Source organism: Clostridium simiarum (assembly GCF_018919175.1).
In the GTDB taxonomy this organism is placed as follows: domain Bacteria; phylum Bacillota; class Clostridia; order Clostridiales; family Clostridiaceae; genus Clostridium_L; species Clostridium_L simiarum.
The window spans coordinates 1,521,386-1,535,200 of sequence record NZ_JAHLQL010000001.1 but is presented as its reverse complement, the minus strand read 5'-3'; the positions used below and the strand labels follow the sequence as shown (position 1 = coordinate 1,535,200).

The window sequence follows — 13,815 nt, the reverse complement described above, 5'->3', positions numbered from 1 at the left end:
ATTAAATAATTTAACGGGATTTTTTAATAACCATTTTACTAATCTAAGATGGTTATTTTTTATGCTTATTATTATAGAATAACTTCTGAAATAGGTTAAATACCATTTTGATATGTGTTATCATATGAAAAACAATTTCAAAATGGTACATTTACAAATTAATGGAGTAGATAATATTTTTGCCATGAAGTATTCTGTACTTACAAAAAATTATACGAATGGCAGGTGGCAGTTATGAGTGAAAAAAAACAAAATCCTTTATTAACCCTGTTTAAATGGGCAGGGAAAGAAAAATATAAGCTGTATTTTTCTATGTTTTGTGGTCTTGTAAGTGGCTTAATGGTTATAGCTCCATATATTGCAATATACAAAATTATAGAAGGGGTATATTTAAAACAAGTAACAAGAGAATTAATATTTCAATATAGTATTTTACTAATAATTTCAATAGTATTGAGATATTTCTTTATGGCAATAGGTATAATAGCTTCACATAAAGGTGCCTATAATGCTCTTTATAATGTAAGGTGTATGATTATAAATCATATGGCAAAAATACCTTTAGGATATCTTAGTGAGAAAAGTTCTGGAGAAATTAAAAGGGTAATCAGTGAAGACATAGAAAAGCTAGAACTTTTCTTAGCACATCACCTCTCTGAAATTTTTATGTATTTAAGTGGACCAATAGCTATATTTGTTTATTTATGCACTATAAATCTTAAATTAGCTCTTATTACATTAATTCCAATACCTATTGGTATATTGCTACAGTTTATGATGTTTAAAGATCAAAGTTCTAGAATGAGCGAATTAAATAGAGTTATTGGTAATTTAAATTCATCAATGATTGAATATATAAATGGAATGAAACTTATAAAAGCCTATGATATGGGAGCTGATTCCTATAAAAAATATAAAGGAGCCATTGATGAGCAACATAGTTTGTGGAAGAGGGTTGCATGTAAAATGGGACCTTTGTATTCAATTTTTGTAATAGTTCTTCAATGTGGAGTATTATTTATAATTCCTATGGGTGGATTCATGTATAATCATGGACATGCTACAGCTGGAGCTTTAATGCTATTTGCTTTTGTAGGAAGTCTTTATCTTTCAGAACTACGCCCATTAATGGAACTTGGGTCAAATTTTTCACAGGTTCTTAATGGTGTTAATAATGCAAAAGCAATAATTGAAATACCTGCTTATGAAAAAGGAGAGAAGGTATTTCCAGCTAGCACAGAAATTAAACTTAAAGATGTAAGTTTTTCCTATGATGGAAAGGTTAATATATTAAACAAAGTTAACCTTACTATTAAGGATGGTGAAAAAATAGCACTTGTTGGAAAGTCAGGAGCAGGAAAAAGTACAATAATACAACTTATTGCAAGATTTTTTGATATAAATAAGGGAGAAATTTTAATAGGTGGAAAGGATATAAGAACTATAGATTATGAAACCCTTCTTCAAAATGTATCAATAGTTTTTCAGAATACTTTTCTTACAAAAGAAAGCATACTTGAAAATATAAAAATGGGAACAGAAGCAAGCTTTGATGAAGTAAAAGAGGCAGCTAAAAAAGCACAAATTCATGACTTTATTGAAAGTCTTCCAGAAGGATACCATACAAAGGTAGGAAGCTATGGAACACGCTTTAGTGGAGGAGAAGAACAAAGGATTGCCATTGCAAGAGCCATACTTAAAAATGCCCCAATACTTATACTTGATGAGGCTACTTCAGCGGCAGATCCTGAAAATCAACAGGAAATAGAAGAGGCTATAGATAATTTATGTAAGAATAAGACTGTAATTATTGTTGCTCATAGACTTAATATAGTGAAAAAATGTGATAGAGCAGCTATAGTAGAAAATAATACAGTAACAGATATAGGTGTTCATGAGGATTTGTTAAAAACAAATGAATACTATAGAAAAATATGGGATTGTCACGAGAAATCTAAGAGTATTGAGTATTCCGTAAAGGAAGGTGCATAATATGGAAAATCCTACATGGATAAAAAAAGATAAAAGATTGATTACCTCAATTCTGCTTAATATGATTGAAGGATTACTTACAGGTTCAGTTATTGGATGTATATTTTTAACTATAGATTCATTATTTCAAAATAGTTTTGATTTAAGAAAACTAATGAATTTATGTATATTATTAGCATGTATATTTATTCTAAGATTAGTTTTATACTCAATAGGTTACACCTTAGGACATATTGGAGGGTCTGCAACTGCAAAATATATAAGACTTTTCCTTGGGAATAAGATAAAGAATCTTCCTCTTATAAATTTTTCAAAGTATAAAACTGGAGAATTTATTAATGTAATAACTCATGATGTAAATAATTATGAAGATGTTCTAGGGCATAAGGCAGGAGAAATAGCTAAAAATTTAACTTTAAGTATTGTAACCTTGATATTTTTGTGTAGCATGAATATTAATATTGGTATGGTAAATTTAATTCTTGCTTTATTGATTATTCCTTTTATGATCATATCCTTCAAAATGGTAAAGAAGTATGGAGGTATAAAAAAGGAAATACTCAATGATAATGTTAGTGATTTAATTGAATATATAAATGGTATCCAACCCTTTAGAAGTTATGGACTTGGAGGAGTAAAAAATGAAAAAATAAATAAATCCTTAAAGAATATAAGTGATATAAGTTATAAATTTGAGTCTAAAGTAGTTCCTATAGGATGTATTTATAGGGTAGTAGAAGATATAAGTATTCCAATATCTATTATCCTTGGAGGAAACCAATGGGTTTTAGGTAAAATATCATCTTCAGAATATGTTATTTGTATAATTTTATCATTGTTTATATCACAACTTATGGGAAACTTGTTTATAGATTTAACCTCTTATAAAAATCTTATGATTTCAAAAAAATCTATGGATAATTTAGCAGCTGAAAAGGAAGATAACTATTCAGACATTGAATTTAAACCAAATAATTATGATATCGAATTTGAAAATGTTTCTTTTAGTTATGTAAAAGATCAACCTGTTTTAGAAAATATAAGCTTTAAAGCAAAACATGGCGAGATAACTGCTATTGTAGGGGATTCTGGCTCTGGAAAATCTACAATACTTAATCTTATCTCCAAGTTTTATGAGGCAGAGGCTGGTGATATAAAAATAGGAGGAATAAATACTAAAAATATTAATGGAGAAAAAGTGCTTAAAAATGTTTCCATGGTATATCAGGATGTTTTCTTATTTAATGATAGTATAAAAAATAATATAAGATTTGCAAAACCACAGGCTTCAGATGAGGAAATAGTTGGTGCATGTAAAGCTTCTAATTGTCATGATTTTATTTCAAAGCTAGAAAAAGGATATGACACCTTTACTGGTGAAAATGGTAATAGGTTATCAGGAGGAGAAAAGCAACGTATTTCTATTGGAAGAGCTATACTTAAAGATAGTCCTATACTTCTACTTGATGAAGCTACAGCATCTTTAGATATAGAAAACGAGTTATATGTTAAAGAAGCAATATCAAATCTTGTAAGCAAAAATAAAACTATAATTATGATTGCTCATAATCTTTCTGTAGTTAAAAATGCAGATAAAATTTTAGTTGTATCTAATGGAAAAATCATTGAAGAAGGTAATCATGAAAAACTCATAAAGAAGGGGGGAAAGTACTATTCAATGTGGCAAGCTGAAACATCTACACAATAACATCAGCTTAATTATATATTAAAAAACTTGATATTTTGAAGATAAGTAATTAATAATAATTTTTTATTATTTGCAAAATAACTGAGATAAAATTAGGATTAAGTAAATTTTATATAAATTTATTTAATCCTTTTTTATAATTTAAGGTTTCAAGTCATTGTTAATAACGGTAAAAGAAAGGGGAAAATTTGTAAAAAATGTTGACATAATATTTTAAATATGTTATATAAAAGTTAGCTGTTAGCACTCGAAGATAATGAGTGCTAATAATAAAAATCATGTTTTTTATCATGAAGGGAGAGATTTAAATTGGAAACAAAAGAATTTAAGGCAGAGTCTAAAAGGCTTCTAGATCTTATGATTAACTCAATTTATACTCATAGGGAAATATTTTTAAGAGAACTTATTTCTAATGCTAGCGATGCCATTGATAAAATTTATTATAAGGCATTAGTAGATGATTCTTTGAGCTTTGAAAAAGAAAACTACTACATTAAGGTGGTTGCTGATAAGGAAAATAGAGTATTAAAAATTTCTGATACTGGTATTGGAATGACAAAAGAAGAACTTGATGATAATCTTGGGGTTATAGCAAAAAGTGGTTCATTACAATTTAAAAAAGAAACTGAACTAAAAGAAGGATATGACATAATTGGTCAGTTTGGTGTAGGATTCTATTCGGCCTTTTTGGTAGCTGATAAGGTTACTGTCATAAGTAAAGCTTTTGGTAGTAATAAAGCTTACAAGTGGGAATCTAAGGGTATAGATGGGTACACCATTGAAGAGTGTGAAAAAGATTCAGTAGGTACAGAAATTATACTTAAAATAAAGGAAAACACAGAAGATGAAACTTTTGATGAATACTTAGAGGAATACAAATTAAAGTCTATAATTAAGAAATACTCTGATTTTATTAGATATCCAATAAAAATGGATATAACTACAGAAAAACTTAAAGAAGGCAGTGAAGAAGAATACGAAGAGTATATAGAGGAACAAATTGTAAATAGCATGGTTCCTATATGGAGAAAAAATAAAAATGAACTTACTAAAGAAGACTATGATAGCTTTTATTCTGAAAAGCACTATGGATTTGATAAGCCAATAAAACATATTCATACTAGTGTTGATGGTGCTGTAAGTTATAATGCCATTTTATTTATTCCAGAAAAAACCCCATATGATTTCTATACAAAAGAATATGAAAAGGGTCTAGAGCTATATTCAAATGGTGTTTTGATTATGAATAAGTGTGCAGATCTATTACCTGACTACTTTGGATTTGTTAAAGGTATAGTAGATTCAGAAGATTTATCTCTTAACATATCTAGAGAAATACTACAACATGATAGACAATTAAAACTTATTGCTAAAAACATAAAAACTAAGATAAAAAATGAATTAGAAAATATATTAAAAAATGAGAGAGAGAAATACGAAGAGTTTTATAAGTCCTTTGGAACACAATTAAAATATGGCGTTTATAGTGATTTTGGAAGTAATAAAGATGATCTGCAAGATTTATTAATGTTCTATTCATCAAAAGAGAAAAAAATGGTGACCTTAGCTGAATATGTTTCTAGAATGCCAGAAGATCAAAAATACATTTATTATGCTGCAGGGGAATCAAATGAAAGAATTGAAAAACTTCCACAAACAGAAATTGTATTAGATAAAGGATATGAAATATTATACTTTACAGAAGATATAGATGAATTTGCTATAAAAATGCTGATGAAGTATAAAGAGAAAGAATTCAAATCTGTATCAAGTGCTGATTTGGGCATAGATATGGAGGAAAATGAAACAACAGCTACTTCAGATGATAAGGATAATAAAGAACTTTTTGAACATATGAAAGATATTTTATCTGATAAAGTTAAAGATGTTAGAGCATCAAAAAGGTTAAAGAACCATCCGGTGTGTCTATCAAACGATGGTGAACTTACAATTGAAATGGAGAAAATTCTAAACGCTATGCCTAATAATGAAAATATAAAGGCAGATAAAGTTTTAGAAATAAATATAAATCATGAGGTATTTAAGGCATTAAAAGAAGCTTTCGAAAAAGATAAAGATAAGCTTAAGTTATACACAGATTTATTATATAATCAAGCGTTACTTATAGAAGGGTTAACTATAACTGATCCTGTAGAATTTACAAATAATATATGTAAAATAATGAGATAGATAAAAGCCTGGAAATCTATTAAGGATTTTCAGGCTTTTATTTGTTTTAAATTCAACATGAACAAAATTTAAAAGAAATATTAAAATTTGTAGGAACTTTTCAATGGTTTTAGAGAGAAATTAAAACTAATAAATATTACTCCATAAAAGCTTCCAATATTAGGAAAGAAAAGCGTGAGGTGAAAGAGAGTCATTTAATAACTTAATTAAAGGTGTGTTGTCTATAACATAATTCTATTATACTTATTCCATTATATTGTATATAATCATTTAGTATTAGATGGGTTAATTAAATATAATGGTTTATTCTTTATGTTGGAAAGGAAGTGCTTTAATTGATAAAGGAAGAGATGACTCCGAGAGAAAGAATGGATGCTTTTGCTAAAGGTGAAGAGATAGATCGTATAATATCTATACCTGATATGGGAGTTACCATGGTACCTTTTATTGGAGTGACAGCCAGAGATTATTATCATTCAGCAGAACTTATGGCAGGTTTAGAAATAGCTTTATTTAGAAGACTTAGACATGATAGTGTAGGAATCTCCACTAGCCTTAGAGGAGTTGCTGAGGCTATGGGGTCTAAGGTAGGTTATCCTGATTATAGTATTTCATATTTATTGGAACCAGCTATTAAATCTGTAGATGAAATAGAATCTCTTAAAGTCGTTAATCCATTAAAAGATGGAAAGTTACCAATTTTAATTGAAGCTTTAAGGCTTACTAGAGATGCCCTTATAAGTGAAGTAGATGTTGGTGCGGCAATGTCTGGGCCCTTTAGTGTTGCAGCTTCTTTAGTAGGAACAGAAAATTTGTTAAAATGGATGATAAAGTATCCTAAAAAAGTTCATACCTTAATGGAAATAGTGGCAGAATCCAACAATAGATATATAGAAGAAGTAGCGAAATTAGGGTTATCCATTGGTTTTGCTGATCCAGTTTCATCTAATAGCCTTATAAGCTCGAAACAATTTAGGGAATTTTCTTTACCTTATCTCCAAAAGAATGTTAATAAGATAAAAGAGAAAACTGGAAGTGCTCCTAGTATACATATCTGTGGAAAGAGTAGGGGTATTTGGGAAGACGTTGTGGGCACAGGTATTTCTAATTTCAGCATAGATAATATAGAAGATTTAGAAGAGGCTAAGGAAGTAATGGGAGATAGAGTTATAATCACCGGGAATGTTCCTCCTGTGGATGTAATTCATAAAGGAACTAGAGAAGATATCTTTAAATCAGTGAAAGAGTGTATTAGAAAAGGTTATGATTCTAAAAAGGGGTATATTTTAAGTACAGGCTGTCAAATTCCAATGAATACTCCAATTGAGAAAGTTGAAATGTTTATGGAAGCTGCCAAAACCTATGGTAAATATCCAATAGATCTAGATTTATTACATGATAGGGTTTAAAGGAAACTCATCTTCTTAAGTTAAAATGAGTACTGGAAGAGTAAGGAAAGTACCATCAAATCATAGAATTGTGATATCTGCTTAAGGGAAATATTAATTTTCAACAAAGGTTACTTGCACATTTTTGATAATAATACTATAATTTGATAAAGAATTTATACTACTAAATAATTATTAAGGTGTGTGAAAATAGTGAAATATTTATTTTTAGAATATCCTAAATGTACTACATGTAGAAAAGCTAAAAAGTGGCTACAAGATAATAATATTACTTTTGAAGACAGACATATAGTTGAAAATAATCCAACAAAACAAGAATTAAAAGAATGGATTGAAAAAAGCGGACTTCCAGTAAATAAGTTCTTTAATACAAGTGGAGTTCTTTATAGAGAGATGAATTTAAAAGAAAAGGTTAAGAGTGCAGGAGAAGATGAACTAATTGAGATATTATCAACAAATGGTATGCTAGTTAAGCGTCCATTACTTATAGCTGAGGATTTTGTTATAGTAGGATTTAAAGAAGTAGAGTGGCAGAATGTTAAATAAAGAAATCTATGAAAATACATAGGAATTATTTTCTTATATCCCATATCTAGAACATGAATAAATAAAAAAGCGTCATGAAAACATGGCGCTTTTTTTATTTTTTGACTTTAGTCATATAGAAATAAGTTATCACATAATTCGTCTCATCAATCCTTTCACCTGCAATTAAATTATATTATTTTTCAGTAATCATATCTGGGTACATGTCATATATTAACTAGTGCAGGTTTTCAAAGCTTTTGTTTTAGTTATGGAAAAAGATTAAGAATTGGGAATTTCGACCCTAAGGTTAAATTTCTATACTTTTTTGTGGCAAAAATCTGCAACCAATATATATTACTAGGGAGATGGCAAAGTAATATACCACTGCAAAGTTTTAAATGTACGTCATATGTTTAAGCACTTGGATAGGTGAATCTTTATTTTAAAGGCTGTTGAACATTAAGATAGCCAGGCAATATTTAAATTATAAGGAGGGGAAAGATGAGGAAGAAAAAGTTTTCTATCATTGCAGTGATGCTTGCTTTATTTTTGCAGTTTTCAACCATTGAATCCATAGTAAAAGTTAATGCAACAGATCTTACAGGTACATTTCAGTTTATTACAGGTATAACATTAATAGATGGAAAAGGGAATCCAATTAATGAGCATTCAAATCCAATCAGCAAGAATTCAGAAGTTAAACTGAATTATACCTTTGCAATTCCAAATGAAACTACAGTAAAAAAAGATGATGTATATATCATGAAGATACCAAAGGAAATAAAGATAATAAAAGACATGAGTTTTCCACTGAAGTTGGAGGATAGCGATGAATACATTGGTACTTGTACCATAGATACTAGTGGCAATGTTACCATTGTTTTTTCTGATTATGCAGAGCATAACTCTAATGTATCAGGTTATTTTTATGTGAATACTTATTTTGATGAGAGTAAAATAGGAAACAATAACCCTGTACCTATTAAATTCCAAATTGGAGGAAATTCTGCCCCTGTTACAATTAATGTAAACTTTGAGCAACCACAAATCCCTGATGCTTCCGTTAAAAAAGAAGGGAGCTATGACCCTTCTAAAAATGAAATTACTTGGAAAGTAATAGTTAATCCAGAAAATGTTAAGGTTAATAATGCTCAAATTATAGACAACATTAGAGAGGGGCAAGAATTTGTACCAGGCTCTGTTAAAATAAATGGAGCTAATGCAGATGAGACAAATTATAGCTATGATGGTACGGATAAAAAACTAATCTATAACTTCCAAGATGTAATAGAAAGGCAGCAAGTAATTAGCTTTAAGACTAAGGTAACAGATCCAAAAGCCTTTGAAAATGAAGGTGCTACAGTATACGAGTATAATAAAGCAATCTTTAATCATGATGGAACTACTGTAGAATCAAATGAAGCATCAGTGAAAGTAGTTACAGATTTTATTAGAAAAGATGGAAAGTATGATGCAATAACTAAGAGAATTAATTGGACCATTTATGTAAACAATAATGCTCAGTATATAGAAAATGCTGTAGTTACAGATGATATACCACAGGGATTAACTTTTACTCCTGATAGTGTTAAGATAGATGGAAATCTAACTAAGGATAATTACACTATAAATGGACAAAAATTCACATATACCTTTCCAAGTGAAATTAATGAGCCTCATAAAATTGAATTTTCAACAGATGTAACTGATGAAGATGCATTTAATTCTAATACAGGGAAAACCTATAATAATAAAGTAACTTTAACTGGTGATGGGGTACCAGGTAATGCTTCAGATACTAAAGGCGTTGGAGTGCCTACTAGTATTATTAATAAGCAAGGAGTAGGGTACAATCCAGCCACAGGTGAGATTACTTGGAAAGTTACTGTAAACGGTAATAAGATAGCTATAAAAAATGCAGTGGTTACTGATGACATAAGAGTAGGACAGGAGTATGTAGAAGGATCTTTCACAATTGATAAAGGGACTTCTGAAGGGGCTTTCACTTATGTAAAGGCAGATTCAAGTGATAAAGAGAAAACTGGAACATTAACCTATAAATTCAATGATACTGTAAATGAAATTCATACTATAACCTTCAAAACAAAAGTAACAGATCCTAAAGTATATGCAGGAAATAGAAATGAAAACTATTATAATGTTAGCAAATTAACAGGGGATAATATTAAACCTTCAACCTCTCAAGGTACACAAAATATACAAAGTCAAGTTATCAATAAGGCTAGTGAAGAGTATAACTATGCTACAAGAGAAATTACCTGGAAGGTTGTAGTTAATAAAAATAAAATGCTTCTTACAAATGCTTATTTTACAGATGTTATAAAGGAAGGACAGGAATTTGTACCTAATTCTGTTAATCTTAATGGAAGTCCTGCAGAATCATCAAACTATTCTTATGATGAAGGAACAAAAACATTAAGATATAATTTTCCTAGTGAAATTAAAGAGGAGCAAGTAATAACTTTTAAAACTAAAATTACTGATACTTCTGTATTTGACTCTAATGGAGAGAAAGAATTTAAAAATACTGTAAAGCTAATAACTGATTTAGTGCCTGGCGGTGTAGAAAGTACTGGCACAGGTAAGATAAAAAATACATTGATATATAAAAATGCAGATTATGTTAAAGGAAATTCTTATATTGATTGGAATGTGACCATTAACTCTAATAAAATATTATTAGAGGATGCTGTTATTACAGATACACTTCAAGAAGGTCTAGAACTCGATACTACTTCGGTAAAATTATATAAACAAATCTTAAATTCAGATGGAAGTCTCATAAAAGGAGAAGAAGTTACTTTGGAGGAAAATAGCGTAAAATATGATATGGTAAAAAGAGAGTTCATATTTACATTACCTAGTCCAACAAGTGAAGCTTATCTTCTGACCTTTAGAACTGATGTTACAAATAAATCAAAGTCACCATTTACTAACTCCGTTTCCTTTGTTGGAACAGGAATAAGTGAGTCAGCAACTTCATCAGGTGTTGGTGTAATATTTCAAGGTTCAGGTGGTGGTGGAGTTGGTGAAACTGGAAGTATTAAGGTTATAAAAGTAGACAAGAAAGATGACTCTGAAAAATTACAAGGAGCAGTGTTTGAACTTCTTGATAAATACCACAATGTGATAAAAACTTCAGCTCCTACTGGAGATGATGGAGAAATCTTATTTAATAAACTTAAGTTTGGTATAGACTATTATGTGAGAGAAATAACTCCTCCAACAGGATATAAGTTAAGCAACGAAACTTATAAATTCCAGATTGAAAATAAGGAAGATAAAAAGAATATTATATATAATTATGAAAATGATAAAATAACTGGAACAATAGAATTTTACAAAACAGGAGAAGATGAAGATCCCCTTGAAGGTGCAGAATTTAAACTTTATAAAGAGACTGATAAGAATTTTGAAGATCCTTTGGGGGTAGCCATAAGTGATAAAAACGGACGTATTCAATTTCAAAATGTAGAATACGGAGATTATAATATAAAGGAAACAAAAGCTCCAGCAGGATATGTTCTTTCTAAGGAAATTTTAACAGCAACTGTTAGTGAAGAGGGAGCTACTGTATCTGCCAATCCTTATACAATTTCTAATGACAAAATTAAAGGAGCCATAGAATTCTATAAGACTGGAGAGGGTGGAAAATCTCTTGAGGGAGCAGAATTTAAGCTTTACAAGGATACTGATAAGAGTTTTGAAAATCCTCTAGCTACAGCAATAAGTGATAAAAATGGCTGTGTTCAGTTTCAAGACGTAGAGTACGGAAACTACAATATAAAAGAAATAAAAGCACCTACAGGATACTATCTCTCTAGTAGGGTATTGACTGCAAGTATAAATGAAGATGGAATTACTGTACATGCTGATCCCTATAGATTTTCTAATACAAAGATTAAAGGAAATATAGAGTTCTATAAAACAGGAGAAGATAAAAAGCCCCTTGAGGGTGCAGAATTTAAGCTTTATAAAAAGGGTGATAAAAATTTTGAAAATCCTTTGGCTACAGCAATAAGTGATAAAAATGGACGTGTTCAATTTGGAAGTGTAGAATACGGAGATTATAATATAAAAGAAACAAAAGCTCCAGCAGGATATCTTCTTTCTAAGGAAATTTTAACAGCAACTATTAGTGAAGATGGAAAAGTTGTAAAAACAAATCCTGAAAGTATTTCTAATACAAAAATTAAAGGAACAATAGAATTTTACAAGACAGGAGAAGATAAGAATCCACTTGAAGGTGCAGAATTTAAGCTTTATAAAGATGCTGATAAGAGCTTTAAAAATCCTTTAGCTACAGCAATAAGTGATAAAAATGGACGTGTTCAGTTTGAAGGTGTAGAATACGGAGATTACATTATAAAAGAAACGAAAGCTCCTATAGGGTATGTTATCTCCAAGGAAGTTTTAAAGGCAACTATTAGCGAAGATGGGGAAGTTGTAAAATCAGATCCATATACAGTGTATAACTCAAAGATTAGAGGAAGTATTAAGGTTGAGAAGATTGGAGAAAATGGTGAAAGACTTGCAGGAGCAGAATTCACACTTTTGGATTCATCGGAAAATATAGTTCAGACCCTTGTAACAGACAAGAATGGATTAGTAGAATTTAAAAATGTGGAATATGGAAAGTATAGCCTAAAGGAAACAAAGGCACCAGAAGGATATATTGTTTCTGATAAGAAGATTTCCTTTGAAGTGACTGAAGATGGTAAGGTATATGAAATAGGATCAATAAAGAATAGAAAAATCAGAGGAAAAATACAGGTTAAAAAGACCGATGAAACTGGAAATTATCTTGAAGGCGCAGAATTCACACTTTTCGATTTATCAGAAAATGTGATCCAGACCTCTGTAACAGATAAGAATGGATTAGTAGAGTTTAAAAATGTGGAATACGGGAAGTATACCATAAAAGAAACAAAAGCACCAGAAGGATATGTTGTTTCTAATGAGAAGATTTCCATTGAAATAACTGAAGATGGAAAGACTTATGAAGCTGGAACTATCACAAATACTAAAATCAAGGCAACCATTCAGATTAAGAAATTAAATCAAGATAAAAAGCCTCTTCAGGGAGCAGAATTCACATTGTATGATTCAGAAGGTAAAGTCATAGCCAGTTCTGTGTCAGGAGAAGAGGGGATTGCAGTCTTTGAGAGAATAGCTTATGGAAAGTACACAATTAAGGAGACAAGAGTTCCAGAAGGATATAAAGCATCAGAAGGTATTATAGAAATATCTATTGACAAAGATGGTGAAGTTTATATCTATGAGGTTGAAAATAATAGAATCAAAGGAACGATTGAAGTAAAAAAGACAGACATGAAAGGAAATGTACTCCAAGGAGCAGAGTTTACTTTATATGATAAGGATGGAAATGCAGTAGCTACAGCTATAAGTGACCAAGGTGGAATTGCAAGATTTAATGCTGTAGACTATGGAATTTACACAATTAAGGAAACCAAAGCACCTAAGGGATATATAATAAATAAAGAAGTTATAATGGCTCAGATTAATTCTCAAGAAATACAAAAGTTTACTGTAGAAAATGAACAAGAAAAAGTATGGGCTGAACCAACTAAGGTTATGCCTAAGACAGGAAGTATTATAAATACAAAAATTTTGATTACAATAGGAAGTATAGCCATTCTTCTAGGAGTTATGCTAATGCTAAAAAATAAAAACAGTAAAAAATGTAATTAAAGTGAGTAAATATTTAATACAATAGTATCTTTTAAATGAAGTTAACCCCGTTAATTAGACATGGTCATAAAGACCTTATAAGATCTATTTAACGGGGTAATTTCTGTATTAATATAATTTAAGCAAACTCCACGGATCAAAATCACTTGATAATTTACCATTGATCCACAATAAGTTTTAATGAAGGCTAAAGTGACTTAATATAAATAAATATTACAATTAATGGAAAAAAGTTTCCATATTTTATTTTAGTGT

The 13,815-nt window shown here is 29.9% G+C and carries 6 protein-coding genes; all 6 read left to right on the top strand.

What is annotated here, in order from left to right:
- Positions 1 to 234 precede the first annotated feature (234 nt).
- On the top strand, positions 235 to 1,992 hold the full coding sequence (locus KQI89_RS07185; RefSeq protein WP_216456498.1) for an ABC transporter ATP-binding protein: 1,758 nt from the start codon (positions 235 to 237) through the stop codon (positions 1,990 to 1,992).
- 1 nt (position 1,993) lies between these two features.
- The gene (locus tag KQI89_RS07180; RefSeq protein WP_216456497.1) at positions 1,994 to 3,700 is read left to right on the top strand and encodes an ABC transporter ATP-binding protein; all 1,707 of its coding nucleotides are present in this window, start codon (positions 1,994 to 1,996) and stop codon (positions 3,698 to 3,700) included.
- A 309-nt stretch (positions 3,701 to 4,009) separates the two neighbouring features.
- On the top strand, positions 4,010 to 5,890 hold the full coding sequence (gene htpG, locus KQI89_RS07175; protein ID WP_216456496.1) for a molecular chaperone HtpG: 1,881 nt from the start codon (positions 4,010 to 4,012) through the stop codon (positions 5,888 to 5,890).
- A 335-nt stretch (positions 5,891 to 6,225) separates the two neighbouring features.
- The gene (locus tag KQI89_RS07170; protein WP_216456495.1) at positions 6,226 to 7,299 is read left to right on the top strand and encodes a uroporphyrinogen decarboxylase family protein; all 1,074 of its coding nucleotides are present in this window, start codon (positions 6,226 to 6,228) and stop codon (positions 7,297 to 7,299) included.
- 192 nt (positions 7,300 to 7,491) lie between these two features.
- Complete coding sequence (locus KQI89_RS07165) at positions 7,492 to 7,845, top strand: arsenate reductase family protein (RefSeq protein ID WP_216456494.1); 354 nt, start codon at positions 7,492 to 7,494, stop codon at positions 7,843 to 7,845.
- Between the two features lie 483 nt (positions 7,846 to 8,328).
- Positions 8,329 to 13,560, top strand: a complete 5,232-nt coding sequence (locus KQI89_RS07160) for a SpaA isopeptide-forming pilin-related protein (protein ID WP_216456493.1) — start codon at positions 8,329 to 8,331, stop codon at positions 13,558 to 13,560.
- Positions 13,561 to 13,815 lie beyond the last annotated feature (255 nt).

Coding starts and splice junctions, on each gene's coding strand:
- KQI89_RS07160 (WP_216456493.1), top strand. CDS start 8,329: ATGAGGAAGAAAAAGTTTTCTATCATTGCAGTGATGCTTGCTTTATTT.
- KQI89_RS07180 (WP_216456497.1), top strand. CDS start 1,994: ATGGAAAATCCTACATGGATAAAAAAAGATAAAAGATTGATTACCTCA.
- KQI89_RS07185 (WP_216456498.1), top strand. CDS start 235: ATGAGTGAAAAAAAACAAAATCCTTTATTAACCCTGTTTAAATGGGCA.